The sequence below is a fragment of the Argonema galeatum A003/A1 genome, assembly GCF_023333595.1.
In the GTDB taxonomy this organism is placed as follows: domain Bacteria; phylum Cyanobacteriota; class Cyanobacteriia; order Cyanobacteriales; family Aerosakkonemataceae; genus Argonema; species Argonema galeatum.
Map to the genome: position 1 here is coordinate 92,104 of NZ_JAIQZM010000010.1, position 17,096 is coordinate 109,199.

General features: G+C 43.8%; 14 protein-coding genes and 1 tRNA gene. 4 read left to right on the plus strand and 11 right to left on the minus strand.

Annotated features, from left to right (window positions below):
• Position 1: 1 nt before the first annotated feature.
• The 10 genes from LAY41_RS12865 to LAY41_RS12910 form a co-directional block, all read right to left on the minus strand.
• Positions 2-1,360, minus strand: a complete 1,359-nt coding sequence (locus tag LAY41_RS12865; RefSeq protein WP_249098071.1) for a DNA double-strand break repair nuclease NurA — start codon at positions 1,358-1,360, stop codon at positions 2-4.
• A 3-nt stretch (positions 1,361-1,363) separates the two neighbouring features.
• Entirely contained in the window at positions 1,364-3,457 is a 2,094-nt protein-coding gene (locus LAY41_RS12870) for a helicase HerA domain-containing protein (protein WP_249098073.1), read from the minus strand.
• Between the two features lie 289 nt (positions 3,458-3,746).
• On the minus strand, positions 3,747-3,947 hold the full coding sequence (locus LAY41_RS12875; RefSeq protein WP_249098075.1) for a hypothetical protein: 201 nt from the start codon (positions 3,945-3,947) through the stop codon (positions 3,747-3,749).
• An 82-nt stretch (positions 3,948-4,029) separates the two neighbouring features.
• On the minus strand, positions 4,030-4,656 hold the full coding sequence (locus tag LAY41_RS12880; RefSeq protein WP_249098077.1) for a hypothetical protein: 627 nt from the start codon (positions 4,654-4,656) through the stop codon (positions 4,030-4,032).
• Entirely contained in the window at positions 4,629-4,988 is a 360-nt protein-coding gene (locus LAY41_RS12885; RefSeq protein WP_249098080.1) for a hypothetical protein, read from the minus strand. Before LAY41_RS12885 ends, LAY41_RS12880 begins: the two co-directional genes overlap by 28 nt.
• Positions 4,989-5,188: 200 nt before the next feature.
• Positions 5,189-5,260 (minus strand) — tRNA-Thr (locus LAY41_RS12890).
• Positions 5,261-5,292: 32 nt separating this feature from the next.
• Positions 5,293-8,319: an exonuclease subunit SbcC gene (gene sbcC / locus LAY41_RS12895; RefSeq protein ID WP_249098083.1), complete on the minus strand. Its 3,027-nt coding sequence runs from the start codon at positions 8,317-8,319 to the stop codon at positions 5,293-5,295.
• Positions 8,320-8,451: 132 nt separating this feature from the next.
• Entirely contained in the window at positions 8,452-8,796 is a 345-nt protein-coding gene (locus LAY41_RS12900; protein ID WP_249098085.1) for a type II toxin-antitoxin system PemK/MazF family toxin, read from the minus strand.
• Entirely contained in the window at positions 8,789-9,064 is a 276-nt protein-coding gene (locus LAY41_RS12905) for a hypothetical protein (protein ID WP_249098087.1), read from the minus strand. Before LAY41_RS12905 ends, LAY41_RS12900 begins: the two co-directional genes overlap by 8 nt.
• Before the next feature lie 131 nt (positions 9,065-9,195).
• Positions 9,196-9,594 (minus strand): response regulator, encoded by a 399-nt coding sequence (locus LAY41_RS12910; RefSeq protein ID WP_249098089.1) that lies wholly within the window; start codon positions 9,592-9,594, stop codon positions 9,196-9,198.
• 155 nt (positions 9,595-9,749) lie between these two features.
• On the opposite strand from LAY41_RS12910, the gene LAY41_RS12915 reads away from it, so the two are divergent.
• From LAY41_RS12915 to LAY41_RS12930, 4 genes are all read left to right on the plus strand, one after another.
• A complete protein-coding gene (locus LAY41_RS12915; RefSeq protein ID WP_249098092.1) occupies positions 9,750-12,122 on the plus strand; it encodes an NACHT domain-containing protein in 2,373 nt (790 codons plus the stop codon).
• A 619-nt stretch (positions 12,123-12,741) separates the two neighbouring features.
• Positions 12,742-13,500 carry a hypothetical protein gene (locus LAY41_RS12920; RefSeq protein ID WP_249098094.1) on the plus strand — a complete coding sequence of 253 codons (759 nt, stop codon included), beginning with the start codon at positions 12,742-12,744 and terminating at the stop codon, positions 13,498-13,500.
• A 349-nt stretch (positions 13,501-13,849) separates the two neighbouring features.
• A complete protein-coding gene (locus LAY41_RS12925) occupies positions 13,850-14,389 on the plus strand; it encodes a cyclic nucleotide-binding domain-containing protein (protein ID WP_249098096.1) in 540 nt (179 codons plus the stop codon).
• A 184-nt stretch (positions 14,390-14,573) separates the two neighbouring features.
• On the plus strand, positions 14,574-15,254 hold the full coding sequence (locus tag LAY41_RS12930; RefSeq protein WP_249098098.1) for a TrbI/VirB10 family protein: 681 nt from the start codon (positions 14,574-14,576) through the stop codon (positions 15,252-15,254).
• A gap of 168 nt (positions 15,255-15,422) precedes the next feature.
• Here LAY41_RS12930 and LAY41_RS12935 read toward each other — a convergent pair whose 3' ends face one another.
• Entirely contained in the window at positions 15,423-16,808 is a 1,386-nt protein-coding gene (locus LAY41_RS12935; protein ID WP_249098100.1) for a GAF domain-containing sensor histidine kinase, read from the minus strand.
• Between the last annotated feature and the right edge of the window lie 288 nt (positions 16,809-17,096).

Genomic DNA, 17,096 nt, shown 5'->3' on the forward strand with positions numbered 1-17,096 from the left:
TTCAGTTTTCCGCCATTAGTTCTTTTGCAAGCTTTTCTAATACTTTATTACCAAGCCGCAGAGGGATAGCCGCTTCTGCATTTGCCGACACTAAGGGGACAAGGGCGTTAGGAAAGCGTGAAGATACCAGTTGATCCAGAAGTCCAACTGCATCTGATAGACGTGGAAATTGAGAGGGTTCAGCCGTTGTTAAATCTCTGTGTTCTTTTGCGAGGAAAGGCAAAGTAGCTACTATACGAGCGCCGGATTTTGTTTTGTAGAAAAACTTGCGCCCAAAGTATGTTGCTGCCCCATAAGGTTTTGTACTGTCTGAGAAAATGATATTTTGTTTGATATATAAGTCTGTGAGTAATCCAACTGACTGACAAGGGATATTGCCCAAGCTACCATCTTCTTTACGATCTAGGTCTTCAAAATGCTCCACAAAAGTTCCTGTTTTTTCAATACCAATTATAAGGATGTCTTTGCCTCCTGTCGCTTCTTTGGCTACACCATTAATTCTGGATAGTTCTTGATAAACGGCTTGGCTTATCCAAGCAGGTTGTCCAAAAACGGCAAGTTGACCATCTAGGATAATTGCAAGTCTACCCAAGCTGGAAAGCCATTTTTTAGCCTCTAAAGACCTTAAAATATGCACCATCCAGACTGTTTCCAATACTTGCATTATCTCACCAAATATACCGCCGTTAGTACCTGCTGGATTCATCCTTTCATATATGCGTAAGGCATCTGTAGAATAAAGAGGTCGTGAAAGGTTACATGGACAAGTATATTGACCATTCCCACGCTGGTAATCTCTATCTTCGAGACAATCTTCGTAAGGACATTTTTGGCTCTGTTCAGTAAGAGGCTTATATTTTAATAGAGCTTCGTAAGTATCGAGAAGTGATTCTCCATCAGACAACATCCGAACAGAGCCAAATACTTCAAATATTGACTTTCTAAGCGAACTATTAGCTGATTTTTCACCTTTATAAACGACATTGCATCCAGGCAAAGCGCAGTCTATAGACTCAGCTTTTTCTATTGTACGGAATTGTTTCGGCTCTACAGGACGATGCCGATCTAGTTCTTTCATTTTTTTTACATCTAGAATCACTGAAGCCACTGTCACATAAGAAGCTTCAGCACCAGGGAAACCATTTTCAATCTCTACTTCTGCATGGCTCCCATCTATAGCTATTAGCTTTTGTGGTATCCAGTCACCAGGTTGGATATTGATTAGATTTAGTGTTTGTAGCGACTCTACCTGTTCCGACTTACTTCTGATCTCGTAACTGCCAAGTAAATTTTTTACCCGCTCACTCTTTACAAGGCGACCTAATGGTTTATATTGGGCAAATTCTCCTTCGTATGGCATAATCTAAACCTCAAATTTTTTGACTTGAACTGGAATAACGAAGAGATTGCTCAATGTCTTAATTCTAAGGAATCCGCGATCCTGAGCGCGACGAATTGATGATTCAAAATCATCAAAATCATAATATTTTTGGAGTTCCTTGGTTTCATCTGTATTATTCAAGTGTCCGATAAACCAATTAGCAGTATTTTTGAGTATATTACGTTGAATGCTGCTAACTTCCTGGGTTGCATAGACCATGCCAATATGATATTTTGCACCCTCTTTTGCTGTCCGCACCCATACATTCTTCAGATCCATATCTGTTCCTGCGGGCAGAAGGTTATGGGCTTCTTCCAGATAAACCAGAATTTCAGGTATTTCTTTTACTCCTTGACGAAATAAACTCTGATTTTCCCGAAAAATATACCACATAATCCGGTCAGCGGAAGATTGATTAATTTCGGGATCTCCACTCGATTGGTCGATAATAACTAGCCGTCCAGCTTTCAAATGTTCGTAAATTTCTACAGCATAATCAGCAGTTGTGCTGTTAGTGTGTTGGTTACGTACTTTACCAATTTGTCTAGGCCCGTTAGGGCGACTAAACATTTCCAATAACTTTTTCAAATCCTCATCTGCCCAGAGTTCCCCTGATGCCTTTGGGCGATCGCTAACATACCATTTCTCAAAGGCTTCGTAACCACTATTTTTGTCCATCATAAAGTCATAAAGATGACTAAGTGCATTCGCTACTTGAGGCCATGTAGATTCTTTCTTACTCAAGACCTCAGCAGCAGATATATGATCTGTACTATTTTTACCTTGGCTATTCTTCATAGCCTCAAGTAGCTCATTATTGAATAATTTGTCAGTTTCTGGTTTAAGCTGTGGTGGAACGGAAAAGCCAGCTTGAACTAGGAGAGCGCGATATACGAGGATTCGACGTTTGTAGCGCGTCATTGCCCTGTAGTCATCTTTAGCAGGTTGATCAAAAACGACCTGCCGGAAGTTTTGGATATATTTTGAGCCATCAGATGCTAGTGTGCCATCAATAATATCCTTACCAATTTGAAGATTTGCCTCATCTAAAAAATTTAATAACATCAGCTTGCGTTTAGGATCGTTTGGATGAGCCAAAATTCCATAAGTTACAACATCTTCCTCTTTTCCCGCAGAATTAGACTTCCAAATATTTTTGATGGCAGATGGATTTTTCTGTTGATTAGTATCTTGCTCATTTTCATTTGCATACTCTCCATTAGGATCAAATACTATCTGGCCTATTCGGAGGGTTTTTTCTTTGTCAAATCTCAGATTAAATACCGATTGAAGTATGATTTTAGTAGTATTCGATTTACCAGTGCGGGTCATACCAAATAGAGCAGTTTTTTGACCAAGTAAATCGGCTGGTAGAAGTTTCACTTGGACATTAGAAACTCCCTGGAATGAGCGATTGGTCGATGCGTAGCGGATTTGACCCACAACAACAGATTGTTTTGTCTGCTGATCCTTACGATCTGGATCGCGATAATTAACTATGAGTGATAAGGCTTTATCGTTTGGCTTATAGACTTTCAGACCTCGATTTGGATAGTAATTGGAAATATCGCTACCAAAACGAAGAACTAGCAAATCGGCAGTGTCATTTTCAGAAGCTTTATCTAAGAAAAAAGTACCAATAACTTTACACTTAATTCCAGCAAAAGACAAAAGATTATGAGTTTGAGCATCCATCATCTCTTGGTCATCCCAGTGCATATCTTCTCCACTAGCTCGTTGGGCTGCTTCCACGCGCACTCGTTCCGCTTCAAATGCGTTAGGAAGTGGAGCAGCATCCATAACACGCAGCAAAATTAAAGATGCGTCTTCAGTGGTGTAATCGATATTATCATTTGGATTAACACGAGTAGCAATCAAGAAGCTAAGGCTAGGAATACCACCTACTTCCCTGCGGTAGTAATCGTGTATTATAACTAAGGCTGTTTCATAGCTGATGGAGTATACATCACCAACGCGCTGATTTAATTGAATTAGAGTTCCGAAGATTTCCTTAGCCGTTAGTTCAGCAGATTGGGATTGATCTTCGGCAAATGCCTTTTCAAGCTCTGATACCATACGATTATTATTCCTCATCAATTACTAAAAGCCAGTTTTTGTTTTCTATCAAAGTTTAAGAGGTAAGTTAGAGCGCACTTCCCATCACCCCTCTAAACTAGCTAGGTCTGAGCGAGCCTTCATAATATCACTAAGCAGGTGCTTTTGGCTAAAGTAAGCTGAAACCGGATCGCCTCACCCCATCCCAATCCAAAAAGCGATCGCACTCCTCACTCCGTCACTGCCAATCTTCTATCCGCAAACCTTGAACTCGGCAGGCGGACACAGATATTAGTATCTAAAAGATATGTCAAGCTAATTCCTCCCTTATTTCATACTCTCCTTGATCTTCTCGGATCAAAGGTTCATCTTGAAAAGCACCTGCGGTTCTCTCAAAAAAATCAGATGGATAGCCTAACTCTTCTGGCGTTTTATTTACAGTTGGCGTAACAGTTTCAATTGTTACTGTTACTTCTAAATCAGCATCTTTAAACTCTGTTGGAATTTCCATTTGTAATATACCATCAGAGCCAACATGGGAACGAACTACGATTTTGTGCATTATCTTTACCCCTTTTTAAACTAAATTATCCTCATGCGATCGCTTTTTCACTAGAAGTGTATTCAAGCTGATTTTTTTGGTACGAATCAAATCTTTTCGTGTATGTACGAATTTGCCAGGGAACATCTTCACCAGTTAAGCGATCGCGTAAATCCGAAGGTATTTCACTTCCCAAATCTTCTAGTGCATTGAGAAGGCCGATCGCTAAATCAATATTGTTAATATCGCAGCTTCTCAGACGATTAATCATTGGATCGCTCGCTTCCTTAATTCCTGCTGCTGCTAGAGAACTTGCAGCCAAAGAAAGGTATTCTTCATCTTTGGCAATTGCATCTAACAAGCAGGAAACACCTGCTCTAGAGCCAAATCTTAGAAGTATGACCGATGCCAAAATACTCGTTTCTAAATTATCCGATTCCTTCAGAAGGTTCTCTAGAGGTGTAACAACTACTGAACCTAAACGATATAATCGTTCTGCCATCGGGAAACGGTGCGGACTTCTCCTAAAAGCATCAACCGTTTTAACCGCCAGAAAATCAACAATTTCTCCCACCCGTTCTACTGCAATTACCTGCTTTTCCACTTCCAAAGAGCCTAAATCTTCGAGCAAATAATTGATATCAAATTCTCTCATAATCTCATCCTCATTAGTAGACATTTGCCGTTGATTGTAGTGCCGCCAGGAATACTATATATACTTCCGCCAAGGTTCAATATATTATTCGATATTCTCAATGGCCTGACTCTAATATTATTTAATAATAACGCTGTTTCTTCAGAAAATTGAATCGCGAATTTTTGCTTATCGCCAAAAACACCGATTAGTTCCAGTTTCCCTTCCGTAGCCTCAAAACCCAAATCTGTAAGAAATATATCACCTGGATCGTTTGCCAAAAATGGGTTTGAGCCTTGTCCAAATCGAAGTTCGCTGACAATGACCTGCTGCCCTACCTCTAGATTATCACCAACAATTCCTGTAATTCCTGTCACCCCCTCAGCGTTGGTAAAGTGACTAAATATCCTTCCTTGACCTAAGTTGGGTGTAGTTGCGGGTGGCAGTAGCAGTAGGGACGAAAAAACTGCATAATCGATCGGTTGCAATTACACCTCTATTCCAAAATGATCGGTAAATATCAAGATCGTCTCCTCTCACCAGATGTCAATTTATACCTTATCCTGGAATATCCAAAAGCCGATAGTGGGATTTGAACCCACGACCAACTGATTACGAATCAGCTACTCTACCACTGAGCTACACCGGCACGATTTATTACTATAACACACTTTATAGAAATTAGATCGACAAACTTAACTGAGATCCATCTTGAGTTTTGACAACTTCGATCCGCGCTTGGAACGCTTCCTTGAAGGATGGCATATGGGTGACGGTGAGGATGCAGGCAAAATCTGAGGCGATCGCATTTATCGCCGCAATCAAGCGATCGCATCCCTCCCGATCCTGAGTGCCAAACCCCTCATCCACAATCAGCATTTGCAGCGCAGTCCCCGCACGCTGAGCCAACAGACGCGCCAAAGCGAGACGAATCGCAAAATTAATCCGAAACGCTTCCCCACCAGAATAAGTCTCATAAGGGCGAGTACCGCGAGCATCAGCGATCAAAATGTCCAAAGTGTCAATCAATTTACCCGTTTTCTTAGAAGTCCGACCGCTGCGCCCAGCTTTTTGGGTGACAAACTGAACGTGCAACTGGTTACCGCTCAACCGCGCCAAAATCGAATTAGTTTCGGCTTCCAACTGGGGCAACACATTCTCAATCATCAGCGTCTGGATGCCGTGTTTGCCAAAAGCTTTACTCAGTTCTTCATAAATGCGATATTTCTGGCGGCATTCGATCAGTTGTTGCTGCTGTTTATCATACTGAACCTGAAGGTTTTCCAGCTGAGTGGAGAGTTGTTGCAGACGCCCCAAGCTCGCCAGCCGCTCATCCAGTTGGCTGCGTCGAGCAAATATCTGCCCTTCCAGGATTTGAATTTCCCCAGTCGCATCTGGCATAGTGCCAAGCTGGTTGACAATTTGCTCAATTTGTGATGACTGAGCTTCTCGATCGCGCGATCGCACTTCCAAAACCTGAACTAACTCCTGAAAACGTTGGCAAAGTAAAGGATATTGCTGCTGAGCCTGACACAATTCCTGATAGCGGAGTTGCCAAGATTGGGCTTGACGAACAGACTTGCGGATCGCATTATGTCCATCCAAGTTATAAGAAATCTCAACAATTTGGCGTTCTAGCGCCGCAATCTGCCTAGAAAATTCCGAATTTGTTTGCAGTTGCTCGATCTGGCGTTGAATACCGATAATTTGAGCCAAAATCTCTGGCTGTCGCGTCGCCACCTGAGCTTGACGCTGCTGAGCCTGTTTAATTCTATCCTGCTTAACCTCTGCCCAACGGCATCGTTCTACCTCATTTCGAGCCAAAGCGTGGTTTTTCTCATCGTAGTTGAGTTGTTGTAGGTTTCGGTCTAGCTGGGAGAGTTCTTGCTGCACATCAACAGCGTAGTCGCTTGTTTGGAGCGATCGCTCAATCTGTGCAGCTTCCGTTACTATTTGTTGAAGACGATCTTGAGCATCACCAGTCGCAGTAAGTTGCGCCTGCAATTGTCCTCGGTGTTCCCGCAAACCATCATACTCAACCAATTCCTGGGATAATTGCTTATATTCAGCCCTTAAAACCTGAAGTTCTGCCTCAGATGCAGCCAATTGCTCCCGAACAATCCAAAACTGCTGCTCCATCTCCTTTTGCTCAGTTTGGGTTTTGTTTACCACACGCTTCCAGTGGTGTTCGTCGAGGGGCCGATCGCACAACGGACAAATCGCATCCGGCGTCCGCAGCATCTGAATCTTTTGCGTCAACTCTCCCAACTGTCTTTCGTATTCCCGTTGATTTTCGTGGAGACGATCGACAAAACTGCGCCTTTCCAGCCCTTTTTCCTGCACTCGCTGTTGGCGAACCCGTTTTTTATCCAATTGCTCAATTTGAACAGCAACTTCCATCACCGCCTGCTGTAACTTTGGCTGACGTTTTTGCTGCACTTGCAGTTGCGATACAGAAGCGTGGAGTTCATCTAACTTAGCACTCAATCGAGCTTGAGAGCGTTCCAGTTGGCTTTGTAACTGCTGGCGACGTTGCAGTAAGGGGGTGACCTGCAAGTGCAACCGATCCATCTGGCTGAGGCGACTACGAGCCTGCTGCAATTGTGCCAGCCCTGCTTCTACTTCCGCAGATTGACTGAGAGTTTGCTGAATTTCTTTTTCCTGATCCGCTAAAGCTTCTAGTTGAGCTTGAGCGTGTTGCAGTTGTTTATTCAGTTCGTTGATAGCCAGTTCTTGCTGTTGTTGTAACTGTCGCCGTTGTTCCTGTGCAGCTTGATGAATTTGAAATTTGCTGGTAAGGGTTTCTTCCTCGGCTTGCAAATGTTGGAAATTGGTATATCCAGCCGTTATTTCACCTTGCTGTTGCAGAAGAACTTCCAGTTGTTGCTGCTGCTGTTGGATAATGGCTGAGTCTTGCTGGAGACGATCGCAATCTTGTACCAAATTTTGATATTGCTGCCGATGCCAACTTAGCTGTTGTTCCCAATTTTGTCGCTGGTGGTGTAAGGATTGCAGCTGTTGTAGCCGTTCGGTATCTTCTAATTGGGCTTGTTGCAGCAGAGTTAGCTCGCTTTCTAGAGTAGCTTGTTCTTGCGCGATCGATCCTCGCTCCTGCAACTGCACTTTAATAGAACCCAAATTCCGATCTAACTCATCCGCCTGTCCCTTCAACTGCTTGGAAAAATCCTTCGCTTGTTCCGCCAGAGTTTCGTACTGATTGAGTTTGAGTAAATCCGCGAGAATTTCTTTACGTTCGCCGGGTTTTTTGAGCATAAACTCATCCGCCCTACCCTGACGCAGATAAGCCGAATTGATAAAAGTTTCGTAATCCAGCTTCAAGTGATCTACAATCAACTGCTGAGTCGATCGCATTCCCCGCTCAGTCAAAGCCCGAAAACCACTAGGCGTTTGCACCTGAAATTCTAGAACCCCGCCGCCGCCAAGACGACGAGCCCGAATTACCCGGTAGATTACATCTTGGTTCTTGAACATGAAATCAACTTGGACTTCATCAGATCCCGCGTGGATAACATCATCTTCATTACCAGCACGGCTTTCACCCCAAAGCACCCAGGTAATCGCTTCTAGCAGGGAAGATTTACCCGCGCCATTGGCACCGCAGATACAAGCCGTATGCAGTCCACGAAAATCGAGGGTGGCTTTGCGATAGCTAAGGAAGTTTTTGAGGGTAAGTTGCAGAGGAATCATTCAGACTATAGCGCTACACTCTTATTTAAGAAATACCAGTACTAACGTACTGTTGTATAGTCTGTCAAGGGAAAAAATAAGGATTTTAGGTATGAAGTAGAAATACTGGTTGCGGAAAGCCGAGCTTGAGAGCTATGAATAAATACTTAGAACAATGGCTAGCGCATCGGTAATTTCTTGCATGGCTGTATCAGAAAGGGTTCCCAGCTGCCGAACGAACCTTTCTATAGAAATACAACTCAATTGAAAAGTGTCCCCTGCTGAGAGCTTATTTAATCCATTTTCTACACTAGGTTCCACCTGTACCATCCACTGTCTGTCAGAGTATCGCTCTTGCCATTCGGTAATTGGAACAATCACTTTAAGTGGCAAAACACCAACTTCATCATCACTCACGATCGCAGCTGGACGAGTTTTGCCAATTTCAGCACCAACTGTAGGATCGAGTCTGACTAGCCATACTTCACCTCTACGCATGAGCGTTTACACTGTCCCCAAGAGTTTCCTTCTTGGACTCGTAATAGTCTTCACTATCAGACGACCATAGATCGTGTAGCCTTCCTCCCGGCATATAGTCTGGGATTGCCGCCTCAGCTGCTGCTCTTAGTCGCTTATTCCTTTCCTCTTTTATCCTGTTTTTTTCTTCTATCTCTTCCCTCATCAACCGTGAGGCAGTTTCGATAACTTCTAAACGCTCCTCGGTCGTCATCTGTTTTAGTGCTGTCAAGATTTCTGTCTTTGTCATATGTTGTCCTGTTTATTTGGAGTACGATCGCGCTCCCTTCAAACTTTATTATCATCGTAAAAATCAACAAAACCCGCCGATGCGGGTTTTGTCTGGTAGATTTGCAAAACACAAAGGCGCGATCGCATCTGTTAGATTTTTGGTAGCATTGCCCGGATCTGATTCAAAAAGTCTTGATGATCGACCACTGGCTTGGGGATGTAACCATCCGCACCGCTTTGTTCGAGCAAGTTTTCGCGATCGCCCTCGTTCGCGTGCGCTGTAACTAAAATCACAGGTAGTTTAGCGGTTTCCGGGTTAGCTTTCAGCATTTGAGTGATCTGAAGACCGTTCATTGGCTTACCCCGGTAATAACTGTTACCCAGAGAAACGTCCATCAGAACGATCTGCGCTTCCCCAGATTGGGCAATTTGGATTACTTCTTCTACATCTTCGGTGTGGCGTACCCCTAAGCCGCCTCCCTTAGTCAAAATCTTAGAGAAAACTTTAACGTTTATAGCCTCATCTTCAACAATCAGAACGGTTGTCATAATAAAGTCCCAGATACAATTGAATTCAAACCCAGACAATTCCAGCATTACAGACCGATGTTAGCCTCATGCTTGAGTAATGTTTGTGCAATGTTAGGCTTGGCTGACTTAGCAAACAAATTTAACAAAACTTCAAAAAAGGTTATGGTTGAGCTATGGCAAAGCGATCGCTCCAGGTATCTCAAGAAGGTATAAAAGAGGCAAAAAAAGCCTTCACTCGCGCCGGATTGACGCAAAAACAGCTTGGCGAGCGAGTAGGTTGCACTCGCCAGACAATTGGCAAGTTTTTCCAAGGAAAGTCGGTCGATAGTTACATTTTTAGGGAAATCTGCTTTCAGCTTGAGTTGGATTGGGAAAAGATAGCTGCACCTGAGCCTGCTGAAAATAATCTTAGCCCTAGCACCGATATTGACGCCCTCGTGCAAGACATCCGAGAGAAGCTACGCCCCACCATCCAACAGAGGTGTAGCACAATACGAGTGCTAGATATGACCCAACCCATCGGTTTAACCGACATCTACACCAATGTCAACATTCTAGAGCAAATCACTGGGTGCAGACCGCTGACAATTGCTGAGCTGATGCAAGTATTCGATCCAGATTCGGGAAATTTCGATCGCTTTGGACTGAGCAGAATTACCAGAAAACGAGTACCAGGGCTAGAAGCTGTAAAATTTTACCCTAAGCTGATGGTATTGGGCAAGCCCGGATCGGGTAAGACAACATTTTTAAAGTATTTGGCAATTCAGTGCTGTTATGGTAATTTTCTCAACCATTTAGTGCCAATTTTTATCACCCTCAGAGACTTCGCAGAGGCAAAAAATCATAGCGTTAACATCGAATTAATTGACCAGATGTTGTTGAATTCTGGCATTACAGATATTCAACTAACTGAGTTGCTCAAACACGGCAAAACATTAATATTACTTGATGGTTTGGATGAAGTCAGAGAAGAAGATGCCAGCCGAGTTATCAAGCAGATTCAGGAATTTTCCGATCGTTACCAAAGCAATCGATTTGTTATCACCTGCCGCATAGCAGCGCAGGAGTATACTTTTGAAAAATTCACAGAGGTAGAAGTTGCCGATTTTAATCATAACCAAATTAAGGCATTTGCAACCAAGTGGTTTCAAGTCAAAGAAAATCGATCTTCAATTATTTTATCTGCTGAGGAAGAGATTCAAGCTAATACAGCCGCTCGATTCATACAACAACTGCAATCAAATCCTTCAATTAAAGAACTGGCGACAAATCCTTTGCTGTTGACCCTGCTGTGTTTAGAATTTGAAGATGCCGGTGATTTCCCAGCCGATCGCGCAGAATTATACAAACGAGGCATTACTACTCTACTGAGAAAATGGGATGCCAAACGCGGTATTGAGCGCGATCGAGTTTATAAAAAGCTGTCGGTACAGCGCAAGGAAGATTTACTCAGTCAAATTGCCTTGACTACTTTTGAGCGCAAAGATTATTTTTTTAAACAACAGGCTGCTGAATCTTATATTGGAAATTTTATTCGCAATTTATCCGATGCCCAAACTGACTCGGAAATTCTGCACTTAGATAGCTCGGCGTTGTTGAAATCGCTTGAAGCACAGCATGGAATCTTAGTAGAAAGAGCTAGGGGTATTTATTCTTTTTCTCATCTGACATTTCACGAGTATTTTACAGCTAGGAAAATTGTCAGCAGTTCCGAACCGCAGGCGTTAGAAAAAGCTTTACAAAATTTGGTCAGCCATATTACGGATAAATACTGGCAAGAAGTATTTTTATTAGCAGTAGGGATGTTACAGCCTGCTGATTATCTGTTGCAATTAATGAAAAAGCAGGTTGATTTGCTTGTAGCTGGTGATGAAAGTTTGCATCAATTTTTGATGTGGGTAAGAGATAAATCGCTTTCTGTCAAGGTTCCTTATAAGCCTGCTGCTGTGCGGGCTTTTTACTTTAATCTTGCCTACGATCGCCACCCTCAGCGCGATTCAGTTGGTTACCGCGATCCAGAATTGATCCGCACCCTCGATCGTCGCCTTTTTACTCTAGTTATTTTAGGCAATATCCGCGCCCTTGAGGTCGGTCTTGATGATATCCTTGCTCTGCTTTGCGATCGCACTTTTAAGCTCGATCTGAATAATTATCCCTATGCTTCCACTTATGCTTTTAAAGGGGCTTTTTTCCTGGCGTGCGATCGCGCCCTTTACCTCGAACCTAAGTTAGGACAAGCTTTGCAAGAACTCAAAAACCTACTTCCAGATCCCGATGCTGACAAGTGGAAATTTAAACAATGGTGGGAAGCTAATAGTCAAGCTTGGATAGAGCAATTAATATCAGCAATAATTAAGTATCGCAATATAGGTCACAATTGGCAGTTCAGCAAACAGCAAAAAAAGTTGCTTCAAGCTTATTACAACGCGAATAAGTTACTGGTGGAGTGCTTGAATACCGATTGTTATGTGAGTCGCGACGTGCGACAGGAAATAGAGGATAATTTGTTATTACCAATTGCAGAGATAGAGCGACAAAAAGGGTGATTTCGCAAATGGATAGTTACAAGCGATCGCACATCGAAATCCCAGGATGCGATCGCACTTATTGAGAAGCTTGACAAGAGGGGGTTCGTCAGAAAAGGCCCGATCCGAATTCATCCGATAAGCTGTTCCGCATCTAAATTGTATTTTTTGGGCGGGCGGGACGCCCACCCCACAATAATTTCATCAAACTTGACTTAAAAATTTAAATGCACCTCAGCTTATTCCATCGACTTTCTCTCTTTGCCCCCAATCGCCCCAGCGGATCGCTCAGTAGAAGGAAGGCGGACGCAAATCTGACTATAGTAAGGAACTAATTTTGCTCCCCGGCGTCCTCCTTAGTATGTAGGTAAAAAGTTTTCGTCAGTACAACAAAAAACAATCCACAAATAGTGATATTACTTCCGGTTGATGAATAACCCTTTGTCGCCTCGTTATAATTATAAGTATAGGACTTACCCTCCAAGATCACACAAGTATTTAAGTAAAAGTGATGACTCGAAATAACAGACGATATTTATATAGTCGCTCCAATCAACCAAACTCAACCTGTACTATCAGAAACAAACTTTTCAACACGGCGTCATTTGATATAACAAACCCAACAAGGAGGGTGCCATAAATGTTTAATTCCCATCGCTGGCAATCTACAACCGCTGCACTACTCGCTTTAGGAATGACTGCTACTACAGCTGCTCCGCTCCTAATTGCATCACCTGCTTTAGCTCAATCTCGGGTCGCTCAATCACAACGAATTGATTACAGATTACCCGCTGGCACAAACATTCCCGTTACCTACGACAAAGCCGAAAAAATTGTCTTAGCACCAGATGAAACCGCGCGAATAACCCTCACAGTACAAGACGACGTAGTAGGTCGTGACGGCAGCGTATTGATTCCATCTGGCAGTCGGATAGAGGGACAAATAGAACCATCTGGTAGAGGTTCTCGCTTTGTTGCCAGAAACCTGATTCTAGATCGAGGTCAGAGACGCACTATCAACGCGACTTCTGATGTGATTACTCAAACAGAAGAAGTTCGTAGGGGTGGTACTAACACAACTTCTATCTTGACAGGTGCAGCAGTTGGTTCGGCAGCAGCAGCGCTGATCTCTGGCATCACTGGCGACAGACGTATCCGACCCCTAGAGGTTTTAGCTGGTACGGGAGCGGGTGCTGTAGGTGGACTGCTTCTGGGACGCAATCGGGATTCAGCTAAAGTGGTGGTCATTGACCCGGAAAGCGATCTGGATTTGACACTCCGCTCGGATTTAGTACTTAACTTCTCCTCCGGTTACAGATCCGGGTCTAACTCTGATTACAACAATCGCGACTCCAGACCCATCCCAAGAAGCGACTCTGGGTACGATCGAGGTATTTAGATAGAGATCATTGATGGCAAAGCGATCGCAAACTGAGATAGTTTGCGATCGCTTTTTTCTTACTCCCTTCCCGCCAGAAGATTATCTATGATTCTTTTTCCCCTCTGCACAAGCGCCCCTCTGCTGCTTCATACATATTCTTTGAGCGGGAAAGGAGTAACTGGACTCTCTCTTGAGGGAGATAAACTTTAATAATAACATGAATTATGCTATGATTTTAAAACTGGTGTCAAAAATAAGGAATAGTACTCTTTATAAAGAATTTTGTATACCAATGCGTCGCAACTAGGGTGCTTCAGGAAACCGTCAAACCATCTTTGTAGCACAACACAGATTTAGGAAGTCAGGTATGGAAAAAGTCCTTTTTATTCTAGGGGAACTGAGCGATGACGACATTGATTGGATGCTACAGACGGGTAAGCGCGAGGAAGTTCCTGCCAACACCGTCCTGATAGAACAAGGAAAACCCATCGACACGCTGTACCTCCTCCTGGAAGGAACCTTGACTGTTTCTATTGCTACCCTGGATAATAAAGAAATTGCCACATTGTCAAGCGGCGAGATGGTGGGAGAAATGTCCTTCATAGATTCCCGCCCGCCTTCTGCCACAGTTAAGACGATTGAAAACTCACTCTTGCTGTCGATTCCCCGACGGCAATTAGCGACAAGACTACAACAGGATAATGGATTTTGCTCCCGTTTTTACCGAGCCCTGGCGATATTGCTTTCGATCAGACTGCGTGGCACCATAGGCCAATTGGGTTATGGGAAAGTCTCGCCCCATGATGGAAACATTGACGTGGAACAACTCAACCCAAATATCCTTGACAACATTGCGATCGCTAGAACCAGATTTGACTGGATGCTAAGACGGCTGAGGGATAACTAGCTTTGTTTTATAGCCCAGCGGCCTATAAATTTCTCAAACAAAAGCGACTAATAAGGCTGCCGCTGTATCTTAACTTTTGCGAAAATAGTATATAAACCAAACTAAAAAATAATATATTTTGAGTTTCTTTTAAAACAAAGCTTAGAATTTATCAAAACCATTTATCTTGTGGAGAAATAACTTTATGTATAAGCTCAAACCTTGGCAGTCGGGAACTACTTTATTGTTAGCATTCTCAATAAATGCCAGCACCTTCACGCCCATTGTGAAACAAGATCCGGCTTATGCCCAAAGAACTTTACCGGCGGAAATAACTGGGAGAATTACAGCCGGAACTCTTATCCCAGTTAAATACCAAGCTGCACAGAGAATTATCGTTGCCGCAGACGAACCAGGGCCAATTCCCTTAACCTTAATCGTGACTCGAAACGTTGTTACCTCTCAACCAACTTTATTGATTCCATCTGGCACTCAGATCGTCGGCGAACTGGTAACAATGCAAGAAATAGGAAGCGCTCAATTTGTTGCAAAACAGTTAGTTTTAAGCGATGGTAAACGAATTCCCATAAGTGCAAGTTCCCGAATTATTACCAAAACACAAGAGATTAGCAACAGCCCCAGACTTGGTAGAATTATCGGCAATGCAGCTTTAGGTACAGGGGCGGCAGCTGCTCTAGCAGCTGTGAGCGGGAACCCAGCGATCTCTACCGGACAAGTTGTGCTAAACTCTGGCTTTGGCTCTTCTTCCGAACTGTTGGGAAGGTTCCGAAACCAGGAAACAGTTAGGCTGCTCTCGATCGAACCTGACAAGGACTTGACTTTAACCTTAAACTCCGATCTGATTTTAAGACGTTCTGCCTCATAGCACGGCTTATCAGCCCTACTGCGCTGATAACAATACCGAAAAATGTTCTTCATCTGCGTGTATCTGCGTTTATCTGCTTCCATCTGCGGTAAAAAATCTTCAAAACAGACTTGAAGGATAGAAGCTTAAGATTTCGTAACAGATCGTTGGATTCAACTGATAACTTGCTTATCCTGGGAATGAGTCGCTACTACTTTCTGGTAACCATACGATAAAAGTAGACCCCACGCCAGCATTACCAGAGTGGTGAGATGGACTGAAAACCTCAATTTCACCCTGCATTTGCTGCACCAAATCTCGTGCGATCGCCAAACCCAAACCAGTACCGGGAATATCCGATCGGGCCTGAACTCCCCGGTAATGCCGCTCAAACAGCCGCTCTAAATCTTGGGGAGGAATGCCAGGGCCAGTGTCGCTCACTGCAACTCCCTGCAACCGACCTTGAGGCGATTCTCGTTCTACCCCCGCATCAACGTAAACCCATCCCCCCGAAGGCGTATATTTCAAAGCATTATCGATTAAATTGCTGAACACTTCTCTTAAAGCTTTGGCATTAGCTCGAACAGGCGTCAAATTAGCCCTAATTTCAGCTTTTAATTTTATATTTCGCTCTTGCGCGATCGCATACGCCGATGACAGCAGCGGTTCTAAAATCTGCGCTACAGAGCAGGATTCCAGAGTTCCCACCGCCATCAACCCAGCTTCTGGTAACAAAAGTAGAGGTTTATTGGCCCGATCGGGAGCGGTCGCAGTCTCAACCTCCCCTTCAACCGACACCTGAGAAGGATAAGCTAACAGCGATCCCCCTTGACTTGCGGTCAAATCAATCGCCTCATCGAACTGTGAGAGCAACTCTTGGATGCGATCGCTCTCCCTAAGAATATTACCTGCAATATCGCGGTTTGCATCGGACGGTCGCAGTCGCCTCAGCAACAGCTTCCCAAAAGTCAGTAAAGCCGTCAGCGGATTGCGAAGCTGGTGCAACAAATTATGTAGAAGGTCATTTTGCTGACTCTGGAGGCGCTGTTGTTGGCTAAATTGCTGCCCCAGCCACTGAGAGCGTTGGTCTAAAATACAAGCTAGAGCCATCGTATGAGCAATCCTTTCCACCTCAATCCGTTCCTGCTCATTCCAAGGTCGATCCTCACGACTGGTAACCAACAATCCCATCACAACCCCCTCATGGATCAGAGGTAAAACAATTTGGCCCTGTTGCACCAGAGAATTGCCTTCCCTGTGACGCCTTTGCTCGCCTCCCGTTGTATCTACCCCTGGCCTAGACCGCCGCAGCATTGAAGAGCCTTGAGGTGCCGCTGATAATAAGCGGGGGATATTATTGAGCTTCTCGATCCCATGCGGTAAAAAAGCCAGCGAGTCATTCTCATCCCAAACCGCAGTTTGGTTAGGGTAAGCCACAACCGGAATCAGTTTAGCTTCTTCTCCCTCCACCAATTCTTCCGTCAAATAGACTACGCTCAAAGCCGCTCCCAGTGCCTGGGTAAGCAATGCGACCTGTGCTTGACACAGAGCAACAAATTCTGAAGAAGCAGGCATCAACATTCTTGTCAAGCTCTAGTAGTTAACCGTGCCAAATGGCGCTGTTGCCCAAATGGCTTTCTGTTTCTCTGATATCATCTACAAGCGTTATCTGACCAATTTGGGGCTATGAACTTAGAGACAACATATATTTTTATTACAACTACTCGGATCTATATCTGTTTCCAGCTTAGCGCGATCGGTAAGAGCGCTAAGCTTCCAGGGCATCTGGAAGATTTGTATCAATCATTTAATAAAAGTTGATTTTTAGAACTCAAGCCTATATACTTGCGACGGCTTTGGTAA